Source organism: Acidobacteriota bacterium, from assembly GCA_016712445.1.
GTDB lineage: Bacteria > Pseudomonadota > Alphaproteobacteria > Caulobacterales > Hyphomonadaceae > Hyphomonas.
Window position 1 is genome coordinate 486,005 of the sequence record JADJRB010000001.1, and the last position, 19,075, is coordinate 505,079.

The window sequence follows — 19,075 nt, forward strand, 5'->3', positions numbered from 1 at the left end:
CCCACAGATAGCCCCGCCGGGCGGGCACCGGAAGGGCGCTATGCTGAAAGGCCTGAGATCGTCCAGCCTGCCCCGGCCGCCAGGGCGACCAGCACGAACATCAGGCCCATGAAGTGGCCGCCCGCCTTTTCCTCGTCCTCACGGCGCTGGAAATAAACGAGCACGAAATAGAACAGGCCGATGGCGACGAGGCCCAGCAGGACCAGGCGCTCGGTCGTATCCAGCCCGGCGAGGTATGCCTTCGCCTGGCGGGCCAATTCATTCACGTCACGTCCAACACCCGAGAGCGCGGACTCGACCCGCGCTTTCCACATGACATCACTCATTTCCTAACCTCCGGGCCAGCCTCGCGGCCTGAAGTTCGCTGCCCGTGTGAATATATTGGCCGCTTTATTTTACGGATGGGCGAATTTTTCGATCAAATTTTACCTAACCGCCGCAATCGGGGGTAAACCAGACCCATTCGCCGCGCGGGCGCCCGGATGCCTTGCGGATCGGGGGGCGCCCCGGTATGCGTGCGCCGCCCGCCCCCGAGAAAGGAAACGTCCCGCCATGGCCGCCGACCTGAAGCTTTCCGATGCCATCTCCCGCGTGAAGCCGTCCGCCACGATCGCGGTGACGACGAAGGCGAACGAGATGAAGCGTCAGGGCCTCGACGTGATCGGCCTCGGCGCCGGCGAGCCGGATTTCGACACGCCGGAGAACATCAAGGAAGCGGCGATCCGCGCGATCCGCGAGGGCAAGACGAAGTACACGCCCTCGGACGGCATTCCGGAGCTGAAGGAAGCGATCTGCGGCAAGTTCAAGCGCGAGAACGGCCTCAGCTATACGCCCGCGCAGGTGAACGTGTCGCCGGGCGGCAAGGCCGTGCTGTTCAATGCCTTCATGGCGACGCTGAATGCCGGCGACGAAGTGGTGATCCCGGCGCCCTACTGGGTGAGCTATCCGGAGATGGTTCTGCTGGCGGGCGGCACGCCGGTCACGGTGAGCTGCGGGCCGAACTCGCAATACAAGCTGACGGCGGAGCAGCTGGAAGCGGCGATCACGCCGAAGACGAAATGGCTGGTGCTGAACTCGCCGTCGAACCCTACGGGCGCTGCCTATACGCGCGCCGAGCTGAAGGCGCTGGCGGACGTGCTGGTGCGCCATCCGCAGGTCTGGGTGCTGACCGACGACATGTACGAGCACCTTGTCTATGACGGGTTCGAGTATTCGACGATCGCGCAGGTGGAGCCGTCGCTGTATGACCGTACACTGACGATGAACGGCGTCTCGAAGGCCTATGCGATGACCGGCTGGCGGATCGGCTATGCGGCGGGCCCCGAGAAGCTGATCGGCGCGATGCGCAAGGTGATGGACCAGTCGACGTCGAACCCCTGCTCTGTCAGCCAGTGGGCAAGCGTGGAGGCGCTGAACGGCACGCAGGACTTCCTTCCGGGTTTCCGCGCCGCCTACCAGGCGCGCCGCAACCTGATGGTCGAGGGCCTCAACAAGGCCGCCGGCATCATCTGCCCGAAACCGGAAGGCGCGTTCTATGTCTATCCGTCCTGCGCCGGGCTGATCGGCAAGAAGACGCCGGGCGGCGTGGTGATCGACAATGACAAGACGTTCGCCAGCGAACTGCTGGAGAGCGAGAAGGTGGCGCTGGTATTCGGCGAGGCGTTCGGCCTGCCGGATACGTTCCGGATTTCCTATGCCACCTCGGACGCCATCCTGAAGGAGGCGCTGGTCCGCATCCAGCGCTTCTGTGCCAGCCTGACATAGGCCCGGTCTATAGCACTTTCGGATAGTATGAATTGGAATGCCGGAAAGGCATGACCATATCGGCTGCAACACAATTGTTGCCGACAGGAGAAAGACCATGGCCATCGATATCGGACTGAGCGACGCCGCCCGCAAATCGTCGGCAGACGCGCTGAAGGTTCTGCTGGGCGAAACCTATGCGCTGTATAACAAGACGCACGGCTACCACTGGAACGTGACCGGGCCGCGCTTCAACGAGCTGCACGGCATGTTCATGACGCAGTATAACGAACTCTGGCTGGCGCTGGACCTGATTGCCGAGCGCATCCGGGCGCTGGGCCATTTCGCGCCGGGCTCGTCGGGCGAAATGCTGGAACATGCCACGATCAAGCCGGACAAGGGCGTGCCGGAGGCCTCGGACATGGTGAAGAACCTTGCGGCCGGGCACGAGGCGGTCAGCAAGGCGGCGAAGGCCGGCATCAAGATCGGCGAGAAGAACAACGACCCGGTCTCGGTGGACCTGTTCACCCAGCGGGCCCAGATCGCCGAGAAGACGGCCTGGATGCTGCGCGCCTCGGCCTGACGGCGGGGCGGCAGGCGCGACAATCCCGGTTGACAGAGGCGCGTCTCCTGTCACGAGATCGCGCCGATGACAGCAACTGCCCTGCCCGGACGCGACCGCACGCAAGACCTTGGCGACGGGGTGTTTGCGCATGTGTTCACCCGCAGTGATGATCCCCGCCTTGATCGGTTCTTCGCAGCCTATGATGCGGCCTTCGTGCTGCCGGACGAAAAGGAAAGCCTGGGCGGCTTCAAGGCGTGCCTCGACCTCAACGAGGGCGAAGCCTATGCGCGCCTTTCAGCGCTGTACGGCGCCTACCGCGAAATCGTGATCCTGCTGACGGCCGGCGAAACGGGACCGGTGCTGGGCGCGGCGAACTTCATTGCCTTCGCGGGTGACGGGCAGCAGCCGACGGTGTCGCTGAGCTATATCTTCGTCGACGCGGCGCAGCGCCAGCGCGGGTATTTCTCGCGGCTGATGGGGCTGGTGCGCGCCGAGGCGGTGGAGGCGTTTGCCTGGCCGGGCGCGGCGCCGGCGCCGCTGATCTTCATCGAGATGAATGACCCGGTGCAGATGGACGCGGCTGACTATGCGCTGGACAGCGCGCATTCCGGCCTCGACCAGGTGGACCGGCTGAAGATCTGGCAGAACCGGGGCGCCCGGATCGTGGACGTGGCGTATCGCCAGCCGCCGTTGTCGGCGCAGCAGGCGTCGGACGCCGAACTGCTGCTGGGCGTGCTTGGCGCCGAGGGCGAAAGTCTCGATGCCTGCCTGATGCATGCGCACATGCGCCGCTTCTTCGGGGTGACGGTGCTGAAAGGCGCCGATCCCGAAACCTCGCCGGTTGCGGCGGCGCAGCTGGCGCGCTTGAGTGCGGCCTGCCAGCGCGGCGAGCGCGTGGGGCTGAAAGGGTTTGAGCAGATCTTTGCAGAGGCCGCCCGCGTGCGGCGGGACCGAGCGGCGCCGGCGTGACGCCGGCGGGGATGACGGGGGACGAGCGCATGGCAGACACGGGCAGCGACCGCGACGGGTTCGAGGAATGCGAAGACCGCTCGCTCTATTTCACCCTGTCGCTCTATATTTCCGACCGCAAGATCACGGCCGCGCTGGGCGAGCGCCTGACGCCGGCTGCGCTGCGCAAGTTTCAGCCGGGCTACCGGGGCAGCAAGCGGTTGCGCGAGGCGGTGGAGCCGCTGTTCAATGACATCGCGGACCGGGAACGGCTGGGCGCGGTGGACGACTTCCTGCTGGACACGACCTGTCCGCAAGCCGGCGAGTTCATCGAGATCATCGCACCAGCGGAAATCGAATGGGCGACGGAGGGGCGCCGCTTCATTGCCACGCCGCCGGGGCTCGGCAAGTCGCGCCTGATCCGTGTACGGCGGTTCTGGTACACGCATGCCAATGGTGCGGTCAGCTATCACCTGTCCTTCCGGTACAACTATGATCATACGCCCGGCGACTTCTATTTCCTGTCGCTGATCCAGAAGCTGGCGGCGCCGAAGGAATTTGCCGCGCCTGCCCGGCCGGACGGCAGCCCGCCGATCCGCCCGACGGATGAGGTGACGGGCATTGCGCCACTGGACCGGATCCGCGTGAAGGGCGACACCGGACCGGAGACCAGCTTCTGGCGCTATGTGCAGCGCGCCTTCGACGCCGACGCGGGCGACCTGTTCACGGCGCTGAAAGCGGCGCGCCACGGGGGCAAGGCCGGCCAGGCGCTGGCGCCGACCTTCGACAACCTGATCTCGTTTGCGCCCTTCATCGAAGTGCCCGGACTGGAGATGCCGGCATCGCGCCTGATGTTCTTCTTCGAGGACGAGACCTTCTTCCGCCGCCTGCTGCCGGAACCCGATCCGGCCACCGGGCAGCCTGTGCCCCGCACTCTGATGGTGCAGAACAATTGCTACCTGCCTTACCAGCAGAAGCTGGAGGGCCTGAACCCGAAGACGAAGGTGGATGTGCCGGAAGTGCGCATGGGCGGCGAATACTGGGACTGGGTGATCAACCGGCCGGACTATGACCAGTTCACCGACGCGCAGATCGAGGCCGCCCGCAAGACGATCCCGGCAATGGACGACCGGCGGCGGCAGGATTGCCTGCAATACCTGTTCGTCGCCGGCTTCAACCAGAACATCATCGACTTCATGAACCAGGATCCGTCCGAGATCCTCGACTCGACCGATCCGATCTATCCGGCCAACGAAGACCAGGCCGCCGAGCGCAAGTTTGTGCGCTTCGCCAATCCGCGCGCGCTGATCACCTATGTGGAAAAGGCCCGCAGCCTCGAGGCGGCGAACGATTTCATCGGCACCTGCCCGTATGCGTTCATGATCCACGTGGTCTCGATGCACAATGAGTTCATGACACGGGAATATGAGGCTTCCGCCTTCGACGTCATCGGCAAGGTCGAAGACCTCGGAAACCGGGGCCGGCTGAAGGAAGCGGCCGAAGCGTTCTACGCCTTCCGCACCGGCGACTACGCCGCCTATTACCGCGACCGGTACATGAACGTGTTCCGGTACGACACCGAAAGCGAAGTGTTCGACAAGATGACCCAGCTGCGCGGCATCGGGCGACGCAACGAGTATATCGAGCGGCTGATCTCGAACATGGAAAGCCAGACGCGCGACCGCGAGGCGCGGATCAACAAGCAGGACGAGAATGCGATGAGCCTGCTGCTCGGCGCTCTCGGTCTGTTCGGGTTCTTCCAGCTGACTTTCCAGTGGTCGACCACGCTGAGCCCGCAGGCGGGGGTGGTTTCGGCCGAGCCCAACTTTGACTGGATGCCGCCCTTCGTACACCTGCCCGGCCTCGACTGGTCGAGCGTGTCCGAGTTGATCGCCGGGGCGACCTTCTACCTCTCCGGCCTCTTCACGGCCGCCCTGATCGGCTATGTGGCCTGGCGGGTGGTGAACAGCTTCCGGCGCTGAGGCCTGCCCCGGGAAAAGAAAAGCCCGGCTGCATCTTGCGACGCGCCGGGCTGAAGTGGGGTCCTGTTAGGGGGGAGGAAACGCCCAATCGGAGGAATGATCGGGTTATGCCCAGGACCCTTGGCATGAACCCTAGATAGGGGTTTTACGCTGCAATGCAACATGCGGCACGGCAGGCCACGCATGCTATTTTGCATGACTTACCGAATTGTCACAAACGTTAACGCATGGACATCTTGCGCAGCGGTTCGGTCTCCGTCGTCAGGAAATCGCGGAAGGCCGCAACCCGTTTGGAACGGCGCAAGTCACTGGGATATATGAAATAAAGGTCGAAAGTGGGGCCTGTGATCTCAGGCAGGACACGGACCAGGCGCGGCAGGGCATTGGCCATGTAGTCCGGCAGGTCGGCGATGCCGAGCCCCGCATCCACGGCGCGCATCATCGCGAAAACGTTATTCACCTTGAGGGTGGCCGGACGCGGGGGTGCGTCATCGCGCCCTACCCGGCAGGCAAAGCTCATTTCCTGCAGCGGCGTCGTCTCGTCGCCATAGGCGATGATGCGGTGGTTATCGAGATCCTGCGGGGTGCGGGGCACCCCGTGCGCCTTCAGGTATTCGGGCGAGGCATAGAGGTTGGTGAAGACCGATCCGAGCTTGCGCTGGATCAGGTCGGCCTTCTCCGCCGCCCACAGACGGATCGCGCATTCGGCCTCGAGCTTCAGCAGGTCGTACTCGTGCTGGTCGTCGAGGCGCAGGTCGAGGTGGAGGTCCGGGTGGCGCCGGACGAAGCCGCCGAGGCGCGGCACCAGCCAGACCGATCCGAAGGCGACCGGCGCCGAGACGATGAGTTCGCCCTGCGGGGTTTCCTGCTGGTCTTTCAAGGCGGTGTTGGCCGACAGGGCCGCGGCGGCCATGTCGATGGTCGACCGGTAGAGCGTGTGGCCGCTGTCGGTCAGCACGAGGCCGCGGGCATGGCGCTGGAACAGGGAGACGCCGAGCTGCTCTTCCAGCGAGGCGATCTGACGCGAGACGGCCGATTGCGAAATGCCGAGGCGCTCGCCGGCGAGCGTCAGGCTGCCCGCTTCAGCGGCGGCGTGGAACGATCTGAGCTTTCCCCAATCCATGCCATCTTGTGGCACGGCGCCGAGTCGGGCCGCAAGGGACGGCGCAAACTCTGCCGGGCAAGCCTAGCAAATCCCGGCCATCCGGCGGGTCTCGCCATCAGCGCCAAGGGCGGCGACGTTTTCCAGCAGGCGGTTGAGGTCGTCCAGCCGGGTCCGGTGATTCGTCAGGTTGACGCGAATGGCGAGGCGCCCGTGCAGCCGCGTCGTCGAGGGCGCGGCGAGGCCGGTTTCCTGCAGGCGGATGACGATCTCGTCGTTGAGCGCGTCGAGCGCGGCCTCGGACAGGCCCGCCTCACGGTAGCGGAAGCAGCAGATGTTCAGCGTGACCGGCGCCATCAGCTCGAACCGCGGATCGGCTGCAACCTGCCCGGCCAGCCAGGCGGCCTGACGGCAGTTGGTCTCGATCACCTCGCCGAGGCGCCGGGTGCCGAAACCGGCGATCTGCGACCAGACCTTCAGCGCGCGGAAGCCGCGCGACAGTTCGGGGCCGTATTCCACCGGCCAGGGATTGCCGGCGGCGAGGCCCCGCGTATGGCCTTTGAGATAGTCCGGGCGGTCAGAGAAGGCGTGCCGGTGGAGGGCCTCGTCGCGCACCAGGACGCAGCCGGCGTCGTAGTTGACGTGCATCCATTTGTGGAAGTCGAAGGCGACGGAATCGGCGCGCGAGATGGCGTCGAAGCGGGGTGCGAGCGACGGCGCAAGGCGGCCGAGCGCGCCGAACGCCCCGTCGACATGCAGCCAGAGCCCGGTCTCGGCGGCGATGGCCGCAAGCTCCGCCAACGGATCGGTTGCGCCGGTATTCACCGTGCCTGCGGTGGCGATGATGACGAATGGCTGGAGCCCGCCGGCGAGATCCGCCGCGATGGCGCGGCGCAGCGATTCGGGGTCCATCTCGAAGGCGGCGTTGACCGGGATGCGGCGCAAGGCGTCTGCGCCGAGGCCGAGGATGTCGAAGGCGCGCGGATTGCAGGCATGCGCCTCGGCCGAGGCATAGCCGACCAGCCGCGAGGTGCCGACACCCGCCTTGCGACTGGCGAAGGACAGCCGGGCATCGCGCGCCACTTTCAGCGCGACGATGGTTGCCAGTGAAGTGCCCGAGACGATCAGGCCGCTGGCCGTCTCCGGAAAGCCGAACAGGTCGCGGCACCAGCGGATCACCTGGCGCTCGACATAGATGGCGCCGTGGTCGCGCCCGCCGGCATTGGCATTGATGGCGGACGAGGCGATCTCCGCGAGGATGTTCTGCGGCGTGCCGGCCCCGTGGACCCAGCCGAAAAAGCGCGGATGGGTATTGCCTGCGCCATAGGGCAAGAGCGCCGCAAGCGCTGCGGACAGGGCTTCCGGCGGCAGGCCGGTTTCCGGGAGCGGCTGGTTGAACGCGGCCTTGATCGTGTCCGGCAGCGGCGTCCACACGCGGCCCTCCCGGGCTTGCTGCATCTTGTCGAGCGCGGCATCCAGCAAGGCATGCGCCTCAGTGCGAAAGGCCGGCCAGTCGGCGGGGTCGAGGCCGGTATCGGGATCGTCTGCCATCGGAGGAACCTTGGCGTTGGGGGTTACTGGCTGGCCCAGAGGATGCGCGCGATCCAGGCAATCTCGGAGGGCTTGAATTCGCGGGCCGGATAGTCGGGGTTCAGCGACGCAAGCTCGATGAGGCGCGTGTTGCGCCGTGCGAGCACCTTGGCCATGACTTCGCCTTCGGCCGTCTTGGCGACAACGCGGTCGCCGGCTTTCACCTCGGCGCCGGGCGCCACGATGATCCGGTCGCCCGCGCGGTAGGCCGGCTCCATCGAGTCGCCGGAAATCTGCAGGGCATAGACTGTCTCGGTGCCAAGGCCGGGGAAGCGCACCTCCTCCCAGCCCGCGCCGACCGGGAAGCCGGCATCGTCGAAGAAGCCATCCTGGCCGGCCTGCGCGAAACCGATCAGCGGCGCCGAGCCGCCGCGGCGGCCTTCGACGAGTGCGGCGAAATCGTCGAATCCGGCGCCGACAGCATCGAGCACGCGCGCGAGGCTCTCGGTGGTCGGCCAGCGGGGCCGCCCGTCCGGACCTTCGCGCTTCGACGGATTGAAGCTTGTGGGATCGAGCCCGGCCCGCCGGGCGAGCCCGGACGCCGAGAGCCCGTGATGCGCGGCGAGCAGGTCTAGCCCCCGCCAGATATCCTTGTGCTGCATGCGGCCGGCCCAAGATGTTGTGGAAATATTCCTATACTAGGAATTATAGCCTAGCGTCAACGCTCCGGCGTTTCCCAGTCTGCCGGCGGGACAGCCCGGCGGCGCAGACGCAGCGCCAGGCCAAGTCCGACACCGACCCCGATGGCAACCGTCAGGTCAGCCATAACGGTCAGCACCAGCGTCAGCACCAGCAAGACGCGGTCTTCGGTCCGCAGGGCGGCGTAGGCGCGCCACTTCTGGGGTTCGCTCATGTTCCAGGCGGTCAGCATCAGCAGGCCGGCGAGTGCAGGCAACGCCAGCGCGCCGACCAGCGGCGCGGCGAGCATCATCATCGCGAGGATGGTGACAGCATGGATGAGGCCGGCGACCGGGGTGCGTCCTCCGGCCTTCACGTTGGTCGCAGTGCGCGCGATGGCGCCGGTGGCCGGCAGGCCGCCCATGAGACCCGAGCCGATATTCGCAGCGCCCTGCGCAATCAGCTCCGCATTCGGACGATGGTGGCCTTCGATCATCCGGTCAGCCACCATCGCCGACAGCAGCGATTCGACGCCGGCGAGGAAGGCGATGACGAGCGCTGATGGCAACAGGTCGATCAGGCGTTCAAGCGTGAAGACCGGGACTTGCGGCAGGGGCAAGTGGGCCGGCAATGCGCCGAACCGGTCGGTGATCGTTTCCGCCGGCAGCGCCAGAACGGCCACGGCCGCCGATGTGAGGCTGACCGCCACGATCAGGCCGGGCCACCTGGGCGCGAGCCGCCGGAACAGGACGATCAGCACAATCGTCGCGACCCCGATGCCCAGCGCCGCCAGGTTCAATGTGCCGCGCGCGTCCCACAGGGCCGGCAGCTTGTGCAGGAAGTCAGCGGGCAGGTTCGCGATATCAAGACCGAACAGGTCCTTCAGCTGGCTGGTCGCGATGATCACGGCAATGCCGATCGTGAATCCGTTGACGACGGCTTCAGGGATGAACTGGATGAGGTTGCCGGCGCGAAAGAAGCCGGCAACCAGCAGGATGATTCCGGCCATCAGGGTTGCCAGCACGAGGCCGTCATAGCCGTGATGGGCGATGACGCCGTAGACCACGACGATGAACGCGCCGGTCGGCCCGCCGATCTGCACGCGGCTGCCCCCGAGCAGGGAAATCAGGAATCCCGCAACGATGGAGGTCACCAGTCCGGTCGCCGGACTCGCGCCTGACGCAATCGCAATCGCAAGGCTGAGCGGGAGGGCTACCATCGCGACCGTCACACCGGCAAACACGTCCGCTGCGAAGAGCGGCCAGGTGTAGGTCTGCAACGTGGTCAGCAGCTTCGGTTTCACGGGCGCCAGCGGGCCGGGGCTTCGAGCCGGCATCCTGTCCTTGGGCCATTGATAGGCTTAAGGACGCCGCGCCGCGATGTGACACGGGCTCGCAGGATTACATCGGGTTGTCGTCCTGCCACTGGTCGATATCGGAGAGGCAGGCGGAGTCGTAGTAGGACCGGCCGTCCGGGCCTGTATCGTGGCTGCGGCAGGAGGAGTCGGCGGCGAGGCCGGCGATCAGGTCCTGGGCGAGGGTTGCGCAGCCGCCGAGCGACAGGCAACCGGCCAGGAGGACAGCGAGGGCAATTTTCCGGGTGGGTTTCACAATGCGTCTCCGTGCCCCCGCCGCCAGAAATAACATGCAGGCAAAATCTCGGAAATCGGGAATGCGCACAGCGGTCTAGCGGCGCCAGACTCCGCCGCCGCCCTGGCCGCCGTCGGGCAGAAGGTTACGGTGGGGCACGCCGTAGACGCGCTCGCCGCCCATCGCGAAGGCCATGCAGCCTTCCGGGAAGACGGGCCGGAAGGCGGCGTCGAGCACATTGAGGCCGCCTGCGAAGGCGCCCATCGCGGGCATCACGAGACGGGCACCATCCGAGGCAAAGCAGCGCCGGCGCACGGTGCGGCCGCGGCCTGCGACCTTGGCCACCGGGTGAAGGTGGCCGGAGACTTCGCCGGCCTCGCCTTCCGGCTCGTGGCGGAACACGAGCGGGCCGAGACGCAGCACTTTCGCGGCGCGCCCGCCGAGATGTGCGGGCGGGTCGGGATCGTGGTTGCCTTCGACCCAGACCCAGTCATGCGCGGCGGTCAGCGCCCGGATGCGTTCAGCGTAGGGTGCGGGCAGGCGCGCCTCCGAGCGGCGGTCGTGGAAACTGTCGCCGAGGGAGATGACGATGTCCGGCCGCAGCGCCGCGCACAGGGACTCCACCCGCGCCAGGGTCGCCCCGGTATCGTAAGGCGGCAGCATCTGGCCGGACGAGGCGTAGTTCGAGCCCTTCTCCAGGTGCAGGTCGGAGACGACGAGCAGGCGCTGCGCCTGCCACCAGAGGCCGCCTTCGGCCAGGGGGCTCAAGAGCTCGCCGGCGAGGTGCAGGAAGGTTTCGGAGGGCCGGGCGGCAGCAGCGGTCATCGGAATCTGATGGCGGCATGCGGGGCGCCGGTCAATCCGTTCAGCCCATCGCGTCGCGCACGAGGTCTTCCTCCGCCTCGCGCAGCACCGCTTCCATGGCAGAGGCGCCGAAGACGGGCTCGCGGCCGACTTCCAGCATGACCGGCACGGCGAACGGGCTGATCCGGTCGAGCCGCTGGTGGACGATGCGCCCCTCGACGCGCACCAGCATGTCGGCCAGGCGGCGCACGTCCAGCAGGCCGGTGGCTGCATCCTGCCGGGCCGCCTGCAGCAAGATGTGGTCGGCCTCGTGGCTGCGCAGCACATCGTAGATCAGGTCGGTGGAGAACATCACCTGCCGGGAGTTCTTCTCCGTGCCCGGAAGGTTGCGGTGGATCAGGCCGGAAATGATCGCGCAATGACCGAAGGTGCGCTTCATCAGGGCGCTCTCGGCCAGCCACTCCTCCAGCTCGTCGCCGAGCATGTCGGGATGGAACACGGCGTCCATGTCGAGACCGCGCATGTCTTCCAGGCCCCAGACCGCCATCGCGTATTCGCTGGCGACGAAGCCGCTGGGTCGTGCGCCCATGCGTTCGAGACGGCGCGTCACCAGCATGCCGAGCGTCTGGTGGGCAAGGCGGCCCTCGAAGGGATAGGAGACGAGATAATGCCGGTCGCCGCGCGGGAAGGTTTCGACCAGCAGGTGATCCGCAGGCGGAATGGCCGAGCGCAGGGCCTGGATCTCGAACCATTCGCGCACGGGATCCGGCAGGCCGCGCCACTGCTCCGGATCGTGGATCATCTTGCGCACGCGGTCGGCGAGGAAGGTCGTCAGCGGAAACTTGCCGCCATTGTAGGTCGGGATCGCCGGGGAGTCGGACTGGGCGCGCACCACCATCGCGTCGGTGCCGATGATGTCGACGAGGCGCAGCACCTCGCCGGCGAACAGGAAGGTGTCGCCCGGTGTCAGCAGACTGAGGAAATATTCCTCCATCTCACCGAGCTTGCGGCCTGCCCTCATGGCGCGCTTTTCGCTGCCCGGCTGGCCCGCCTTACCCATGAAACTCGCAAGCCGCACGGATAGCATCGGCGCCTCGACGATGGCGCCGACATTCATCCGGTGGGCCTGCTTGTCGCGCGGCGTGCGCGCCGCCCAGAGGCCATCGCTGCGCCGCACGATGCGGTGGAAGCGGTCATAGGTCTTCAGGGCGTAGCCGCCGGTGGCGACGAAATCGACAATCCGCTCATAGGTCTCCCAGTCGAGCTCCGCATACGGCGCGGCGCGGCGGATCTCGTCGTGCAGTTCGTCCAGCCGAAAGCCCTCGCCGCAGGCGCGGCCCATGATGTGCTGGGCGAGAATGTCGAGCGCGCCGAGGCGCGCGCCCTCGCCGTCGATCTCGCCTGCCTCGACGGCTGCTTCAGCGGCGCGGCATTCCAGCACTTCGAACCGGTTCGTCGGTACAAGGATCGCCTTGCTGGCTTCGTCCATCCGGTGATTGGCGCGGCCGATCCGCTGGATCAGGCGGGCAGCCCCCTTCGGCGCACCCATCTGGATGACGAGGTCGACCTCGCCCCAGTCGATGCCGAGATCGAGCGTGGAGGTGCAGACGACCGCCTTCAGCTGGCCGGCCGCCATCGCCGCCTCGACCCGCTGGCGCTGCTCGCGGGCCAGCGACCCGTGATGCAGCGCGATGGCGTAACCGTCCTCGTTGGCGGACCAGAGTTCCTGGAACAGGAGCTCGGCCTGGCTGCGCGTGTTGACGAAGACGAGCGACATCTTCGCCCGCCCGATCGCTTCATAGACTTCCCGGACGGCGAAGCGGCCGGAATGGCCGGACCAGGGAATGCGCTCCCGCGAGATCAGGGTATCCACATCCGCCTTGACCCCGCCTTCGGCCGTGATGACACGCGCCGACGGCGCCAGCCAGCGGGCGAGCGCCTGCGGCTCGCGCACCGTGGCGGAGAGACCCACGAAGCGGCAGCGGGGCGCCCAGGTCGCGAGGGTGGCGAGGCCGAGCGACAGGAGGTCGCCTCGCTTCGACGGCGCGAGCGCGTGGATCTCGTCGATGATGACGCAGCGCAGGTCGGCAAAGAAACTGGCCGCATGGTCGGAGGCGATCAGTAGGGCGAGCTGTTCGGGCGTCGTCAGCAGGATGTCAGGCGGGGTCTTGCGCTGGCGCTGGCGGACATGGGTGGGCGTGTCGCCGGTGCGCGTCTCGATGCGGATGTCGAGGCCGAGTTCGCTGACCGGCGTCATCACATTCCGTTGAACATCCGCTGCCAGCGCCTTGAGCGGCGATATGTAGAGGGTGTGGAGGGCAGGCACGCCCGAATTGGTTGCGCCGCGTTCAGACAGCTCGATTAGACTGCCCAGAAATCCCGCAAGGGTCTTGCCGCCGCCGGTGGGCGCAATCAGGAGGGCGCTGTCGCCCGCCAGCGTCGTTTCGGTCAGCGCCAGCTGGTGCGGCCGCGGCGACCAGCCACGGGCGGCGAACCACCCGTCGAAGGCGGGCGGCAAACGAAAGGAAGGCGGCAGTGTATCGGCCATGGACTTGATTAAACTACCGCAAGACGCGCGGCCTGCCTCTTCCCTTTTTGCGGCGCCGCGAACACGTACCTTCCAGACACCCTCATCGCCGGAACCCCGCATGCGCCGCTTCGCCCTCATCGCCCTGGCCGCCCTCGCCGTTTCCCTGCCCGCCTCGGCCGACGCCGTGCTGGAAAAGGCCAGGGCCGTGTCGAAGGCCGGACCGGCCTATGTGTTCGATGTGCATTTCAATGACGGCGTGGACCAGTTCCTGATGACCGTTGACCAGAGCCGGCCGAACGGCCAGCGCGTGGTGAAGTTCAGCCCCTCGGTCGACTCGCTGAAGGGCGCGTCGGCCAAGAAAGCGGACAATCTCGTCAAGCGCACGGCCGGCGACATCTGGTGCAGCAGCTTTGCCGAGAACATTCCCGCCGACGCGCGCCGGATTGCCGAGAGCGCGTCCAGCGCGACCTACAGCTTCACGCCGCTGCCGGGCACCCAGAAAGGCGACGTGGCGAAGGCCTACAAGTACTTGAAAGCCAGCGCCACGATCGACAAGGTGACAGGCGCGATCCTCTCCTATGAGATGGCGGCGCCGAAGGCCTTCAAGCCCTTGCCGGTGGCGAAGGTCGACAAGCTGACGCTGAAGGTCGCCTGCAAGCCGGCGCCGGACGGGCGGACCTATGCCGACTCGTTCGATTTCGACCTGAAGGGCTCCGCCCTGATGAAATCGCTCGACCGGTCCGAGACCCGCCGGATCACCAACCTCAAGCCGGCCGCCTGAAGGACCGGGGAGCGGGGAGCCGGTCAGGCCCTGTTCACATTTGCCAATTCACAGCTTGAACCAGAGGGTTCCGCCGCCTTAAACGGAACGGATCCAAACTGGGGGACGCTGTCATGTCGCTATTCCTGAAATTCCGCGCCGCGGCCTGCTCGGCGGCCCTGCTCGCCGCCAGCTGCACGACGCCGTCAACCGGCGGCACGGCCGAACCCCTGTCGCTGGAAGCGGCGACCGAGGCGATGTTCGCCGATGCGCTGGAACGGCCCGCCGCTGCGTCTGCGGCGTTCGATGCGGAGAAGCTGAAGGCCTTCGCCGGTGACAGCGCGGCCATCACCTGGTCGGCCGCCGGCCCGGACAAGGCCAGCGGTGCCTACAAGCTCTCGGACGTTCGCATGGAGATCCTTGGCGAGACGCCGTACACTTTCCTCACGGCCAATGAAGTGCTGCTCTGGAACGCCGATCTCGGCGCCGTCGAAGACCGCCTTGCAGGCAAACGCCTCGGCGAGACGCTGAAACTGTTCGACCGGATCGAGATGTCCGGGGTGGAGTTCGACCTGTCGGACTACATGAACGCGGTCGAATCGGCGGCGGCGGAAGCCTTGCCGGACAGCGACGTGGCACTTGTGGCCTATGACGGCTCCACCATGAAGGTGGACCGGGTGATCTTCGGCGCGATGACGCTGCACCCCTGGACGTTTGCGCCCAACGAAGACGGCGATGACGGCGTCGAGGCAATCCGCCTCATCTCGGCGCTCCTGCGCAGCGTGTCGCTCGAAGACATGGTGTTCCTGGATGCCGTCGTGAACCAGCAGATTTCCGAAGACGGAATCGAGGGCCGCGTCGACACGGCTTACGCGCGCAACATCGTGCACGGCTATGACCGGGGCAACATCGCCGCCCTGGTGACTACGGGCACGACGTTCACCGGCACGATCCCGGTGCCGGATGTCGACGCGGAGGCCGTAGAGGGCGCCGCGCCGCTGGCAATGCAGACGATCGAGATGTCCGGCGGATACGGCTATTCCTCCTGGTCGGGACTGGAACTCGCAAACCTGCTGGCCTGGGGCGAGAAAGGCCAACTGCCGCCGATCACAGAGCGCGACCTGATGAACCTCGGCGGCGGCACGCTGCTCGACATGAACCTCGCTATCGGCGGCCAGTCGCTGTTCGATGTCGGCCGCGTCGACTATGCGATGGACGGGTTCACCTGGTTCATCCCGGGGCGGATCACCGCCTCGCACGAGGACGCCTCGGTTGATTTCACGGGCTTCCTGAAGTTTGCAGAATCCCTTGGAGGCGACGCGCCGCAAGCCGAAGGCGAGCCGTCGATTGCCGACATCATCGGCGTGCTTGAGCGCACGGGACTGGGCAAGCTTTCCGGGGACGGATCGTTTGCGCTGACCTGGGACAGCAAGACCGGCGCTTCGGTGCTGGAATCCAAGGGCGTCACAGACAACCTCTTCGACGGCGTGACGCGGTTCGACTTCGTGTTGCCCGCCTATGCCAGCCTGGTGCCCGCCTTCGAAGCCGACGGCGTCACGCCGAAGGAGGGCGCCATGGCCGATCTGTTCGAGCAGCAGACCGCGTTTGCGGGCGCCCGCTATTCGATCACCGACCTTGGCGGCCTGAACGCGATCTCATCCCTGATCATCGAAATCGCCAAGCTGCCCGGCGCCGATCCGTCGATGGCAAACTTTGCGGAATCAACGCCGGAGGGCCTGCGCGCCTTTGCGTCCGGCATGTTGCTGTTCGGGGGCGGCGCCGTGTCTTCGGAAGTGCCGCAGGCGAATGCCTGGATCAGCAGCTTGTCGAAGTTCGTCACCGATGGGGGCACGTTCGAATTCGTCGCGGCGCCGAAAAAGCCGCTCAAGCTGGAAGACTTCACCGGCGCTGGCCCGGATGCCGGCATGGTCGAATCCCCGAGCAATGCCGAGATCGTCGACCTGCTGGGCATCACGGTCACGCATACCCCGCCGCCGAAACCCTGATACGGGCGATCAGGTCGGCGGCTTGCCGACAACCCGGCGCGGCGCCTTGCGGGCTTCGGCGTCGGCGGCCTCGGCAGCCGAGGCGGCCTCTGCCGACGCGCGCTCGCTCGCCCGCACGGCATCTGCCGCCTGCAGCGCCGTGACGAGGTCAGCCGTGAAACGTTCGATGTCGAACTGGGCGCCGCCGATCACGTCGAAACCCTGGCGCACGATGACGGCATTCAGCGACGGGATGATGACGACATACTGGCCCCGGTTGCCGGCGGCGTAGTACGTATCGGCGGGCACGCCGGACACGTTGTTCATCAGCCAGAACTGCGCGCCGTATCCACGGCCATCGCCCGGCTGGGCCGGTGCGGGTGTGCTGACGAATTTCACCCAGTCCTCCGGCAGCAGGCGCTCGGTGCCCCACATGCCGTTCTGCAGGTAGAGCTGGCCGATGCGCGCCAGATCGCGCGCCGTGGCCCAGACCTGGCTCGACGAAATGAAGTCGCCATTCCAGTCGATCTCCATCGTCGTGTGCATCGCGCCGATCTTGTGCAGGACGCTTTCATACGGGAAGCGGTGGAAGAGGTTGTCGTCCTTCATCGCCTCGCGCAGGGCATGCATCGCGATCAGCGTGTCATTGTTGGCATACTTGAAGCGCGAGCCCGGCTTCGCCTCGAGCGAGGCCGCGGCAGCCGTGTCGATGACGCGGGCGCCGCCGAAATACAGCTTGTCGGTGCGCGATCCGTTGTCGCCGCTGTCGAGGCCGCTGGCCATGTGCAGGAGGTTGCGCAGCGTGATCGCGCGGCGCGGGTCGGCGCCGCTGTTCCAAGCGGCGATCACGGCCGGGTAGTCGATGTCGATCATACCCTTGCGGCGCGCCGCCCCGATCAGCGTGGCGGTGAGCGACTTGGCCGCCGACCAGGTGCGCACCGGCGTCTCGTGGTCGATGCCCCGATCATAGCGCTCGGCCACGACCTGCCCGTCGCGCACGACCACCACCGAGGCGGTGCGGGTGCCGGCGCCGTAACTCATTTCGTCAAACGCGGCGGAGACGGGGGCGTCGAGCCGCTCGGCCTCCTCGATCTTCAGCTCGATCTTGACATTCGAGCCGATCGCACTGCCCCGGTCCTGTGCCGGCGGCGCGGGCCATGAGGCGAAGCGCGGCAGGAAGCCGAGCGCGGCGTCCGTCGCGCCGGTGGGCAGCTGGGTGCAGCCGAAGCCTGGCCGGTAGGCGGAGATGCGGGGCGGCATATCGGGCGAATAGGTAACCGAGACGAGCTGGCGGGCGAGGTCGATGTTGGCGGGTGGCAGCCGGTCGTATTCGCGCTGGAAGTCCGGATAGATGCCGGAGAGTTCGTTGCGCTCGATTTCCGCCAGGGTCTGGCCGGCGACGAAGGTGCCCGAGCAGATGAAGGCGGCTTTCCAGCCAGCCGCCTGCGCCGCTTCGGTGGCCTCGGTTGTACCGCCTTCCTGGGCAGCGGCGAACAGGGCGGGGGCGGCAAGAATGAGGGCAGCGGCGGCCGAGCGAAGGGTGCGCATCGTGTCAGGTCTCCGGGAGTTTGGGCGCAGAATAGGCGGCGCTCACGTGGGGGCAACCCTGCGGCGGCAGTTTCCAACGCCGTCCTTGACCCCGGATGGGGCGCCAGCGTTAATGCGGCTGACTTTCAGAAGGGAGGCCGTCCATGAAACCCGCTCAATTGCTGGCCGCCGCCGCGTTCGCCGCCCTGCTGGCTGGCTGCGACCAGGTCAGGCTGCCGGGCGCCGGCGAAGACATTGCCGCGGACAAGCCTGCCAGCGCCGAGCCGGCCGCTGCGTCCGGCGACGCCGTGCTGGCCGATACCCAGGTCGAAACGAGCACTGTCGAGATCGACCCCGGCGAGCTGGAAACGCCGACGGTCGACCGCGACGATGCGGGTCCGGATATCGCGCCTGACGAGGCCGATGCGGAAACCGCATCCGCAGCGCTGCCGGCCGTCGATCCGCTCACCGTCCTGAACGCGGCCGCATGCGGCCTGCCGGTCGGCGCCGCGCCCACCCCGACCGTCGCTTCCGTGGCCGGCGCGACGCAGCTTGAGGAACCCGTCGCCGGCGCCGAGGCCGTGAACGCCCTCGCGGCCACGCTGGCCGCCTACCCCGGCATCGTGAAAATCGAGCCGCGCCGGGCCGACCCGACCGGGCTGGTGACGAGCGGCCATTGCAGCGCCGTGCGCATCCGCGCCAACTGGTTCGTCACGGCAGCGCACTGCGTCGACCAGCCCTATGACGAAATCCGGATGATCGGCGATGCCGCAAACCTGCGCAGCCCGGCCGCCCGCATGACCAGCGCCACCACCACGATCTGCCATGGCGGTTATCTGGGTACGGACAATGCCTATTCGAACGACATCGCCCTGATCCGCCTGTCACCCGAGCAGGCCGCCGCGCTCGTCAACGTGCCCGTGGCGCGCATCGGCGCCACGCTCCGGCCGCTCGCGCCGGTCAACTATCCGCTGGCCGAGATGGCAGGCTGGGGCCTCACCCGTTTCGGCGGCCAGCTGTCGAACGACCTGCTCTATACAGCGCTGGACATCAAGGCGGTCGGCCCCGCCGCCATTGCCGTGTCGAGCCATGGCGGCGCCGGCCCGTGCATCGGAGATTCCGGCGGCCCGCTCTATGTGACCGAGGAAGACGGCTCCAAGACCGTCATCGGCATCCTGTCGGTGGTCGAGCAGAACAAGGCCACGGGGCAGTTCTGCGCCGGCGACTATGGCGGGCGCTATACCAACCTGCAGGGCTATACCGGCTGGATCGATTCGGTGATCGCGCTGTGCGAATCCACGCCAGACGCCTGCACCTGACCTGACCGAAGAG

At 66.9% G+C, this 19,075-nt stretch carries 16 protein-coding genes; 7 read left to right on the plus strand and 9 right to left on the minus strand.

Going from position 1 to position 19,075, the window contains the following annotated elements; all coding sequences use genetic code 11:
• Nucleotides 1–38 precede the first annotated feature (38 nt).
• The gene (locus tag IPK75_02520) at nt 39–326 is read right to left on the minus strand and encodes a hypothetical protein (protein MBK8197218.1); all 288 of its coding nucleotides are present in this window, start codon (nt 324–326) and stop codon (nt 39–41) included.
• 226 nt (nt 327–552) lie between these two features.
• Here IPK75_02520 and IPK75_02525 point away from each other — a divergent pair, with 226 nt between their 5' ends.
• The 4 genes from IPK75_02525 to IPK75_02540 all read left to right on the plus strand — a co-directional run bounded on the left by IPK75_02525 (nt 553) and on the right by IPK75_02540 (nt 5,238).
• Nucleotides 553–1,764, plus strand: a complete 1,212-nt coding sequence (locus IPK75_02525) for a pyridoxal phosphate-dependent aminotransferase (protein ID MBK8197219.1) — start codon at nt 553–555, stop codon at nt 1,762–1,764.
• A 97-nt stretch (nt 1,765–1,861) separates the two neighbouring features.
• The gene (locus IPK75_02530) at nt 1,862–2,326 is read left to right on the plus strand and encodes a DNA starvation/stationary phase protection protein (GenBank protein MBK8197220.1); all 465 of its coding nucleotides are present in this window, start codon (nt 1,862–1,864) and stop codon (nt 2,324–2,326) included.
• Between the two features lie 66 nt (nt 2,327–2,392).
• Nucleotides 2,393–3,277: a hypothetical protein gene (locus IPK75_02535; protein ID MBK8197221.1), complete on the plus strand. Its 885-nt coding sequence runs from the start codon at nt 2,393–2,395 to the stop codon at nt 3,275–3,277.
• A gap of 29 nt (nt 3,278–3,306) precedes the next feature.
• Nucleotides 3,307–5,238 (plus strand): hypothetical protein, encoded by a 1,932-nt coding sequence (locus tag IPK75_02540; protein ID MBK8197222.1) that lies wholly within the window; start codon nt 3,307–3,309, stop codon nt 5,236–5,238.
• A 220-nt stretch (nt 5,239–5,458) separates the two neighbouring features.
• Here IPK75_02540 and IPK75_02545 read toward each other — a convergent pair whose 3' ends face one another.
• The 7 genes from IPK75_02545 to IPK75_02575 form a co-directional block, all read right to left on the minus strand.
• Nucleotides 5,459–6,361, minus strand: coding sequence for a LysR family transcriptional regulator (locus IPK75_02545; GenBank protein MBK8197223.1), 903 nt, complete (start codon nt 6,359–6,361; stop codon nt 5,459–5,461).
• 63 nt (nt 6,362–6,424) lie between these two features.
• Nucleotides 6,425–7,891 carry a cytochrome D ubiquinol oxidase subunit I gene (locus IPK75_02550; GenBank protein MBK8197224.1) on the minus strand — a complete coding sequence of 489 codons (1,467 nt, stop codon included), beginning with the start codon at nt 7,889–7,891 and terminating at the stop codon, nt 6,425–6,427.
• Between the two features lie 23 nt (nt 7,892–7,914).
• The gene (locus tag IPK75_02555; GenBank protein ID MBK8197225.1) at nt 7,915–8,532 is read right to left on the minus strand and encodes a helix-turn-helix transcriptional regulator; all 618 of its coding nucleotides are present in this window, start codon (nt 8,530–8,532) and stop codon (nt 7,915–7,917) included.
• A 56-nt stretch (nt 8,533–8,588) separates the two neighbouring features.
• The gene (locus IPK75_02560) at nt 8,589–9,851 is read right to left on the minus strand and encodes a SulP family inorganic anion transporter (GenBank protein MBK8197226.1); all 1,263 of its coding nucleotides are present in this window, start codon (nt 9,849–9,851) and stop codon (nt 8,589–8,591) included.
• A 97-nt stretch (nt 9,852–9,948) separates the two neighbouring features.
• Nucleotides 9,949–10,158, minus strand: a complete 210-nt coding sequence (locus IPK75_02565) for a hypothetical protein (protein ID MBK8197227.1) — start codon at nt 10,156–10,158, stop codon at nt 9,949–9,951.
• Nucleotides 10,159–10,233: 75 nt separating this feature from the next.
• On the minus strand, nt 10,234–10,962 hold the full coding sequence (gene pdeM / locus IPK75_02570) for a ligase-associated DNA damage response endonuclease PdeM (GenBank protein MBK8197228.1): 729 nt from the start codon (nt 10,960–10,962) through the stop codon (nt 10,234–10,236).
• Between the two features lie 40 nt (nt 10,963–11,002).
• On the minus strand, nt 11,003–13,489 hold the full coding sequence (locus tag IPK75_02575; protein MBK8197229.1) for a ligase-associated DNA damage response DEXH box helicase: 2,487 nt from the start codon (nt 13,487–13,489) through the stop codon (nt 11,003–11,005).
• A 100-nt stretch (nt 13,490–13,589) separates the two neighbouring features.
• Between IPK75_02575 and IPK75_02580 the strand changes: the two genes are divergently transcribed.
• Together IPK75_02580 and IPK75_02585 are read left to right on the plus strand one after the other, a co-directional pair.
• Nucleotides 13,590–14,252 (plus strand): hypothetical protein, encoded by a 663-nt coding sequence (locus IPK75_02580; protein ID MBK8197230.1) that lies wholly within the window; start codon nt 13,590–13,592, stop codon nt 14,250–14,252.
• Nucleotides 14,253–14,365: 113 nt separating this feature from the next.
• Nucleotides 14,366–16,237: a hypothetical protein gene (locus IPK75_02585; protein MBK8197231.1), complete on the plus strand. Its 1,872-nt coding sequence runs from the start codon at nt 14,366–14,368 to the stop codon at nt 16,235–16,237.
• A 9-nt stretch (nt 16,238–16,246) separates the two neighbouring features.
• Here the strand turns inward: IPK75_02585 and IPK75_02590 are convergent, their stop codons facing one another.
• Complete coding sequence (locus IPK75_02590; GenBank protein ID MBK8197232.1) at nt 16,247–17,764, minus strand: serine hydrolase; 1,518 nt, start codon at nt 17,762–17,764, stop codon at nt 16,247–16,249.
• A 143-nt stretch (nt 17,765–17,907) separates the two neighbouring features.
• Here IPK75_02590 and IPK75_02595 point away from each other — a divergent pair, with 143 nt between their 5' ends.
• The gene (locus IPK75_02595) at nt 17,908–19,062 is read left to right on the plus strand and encodes a trypsin-like serine protease (GenBank protein ID MBK8197233.1); all 1,155 of its coding nucleotides are present in this window, start codon (nt 17,908–17,910) and stop codon (nt 19,060–19,062) included.
• Nucleotides 19,063–19,075 lie beyond the last annotated feature (13 nt).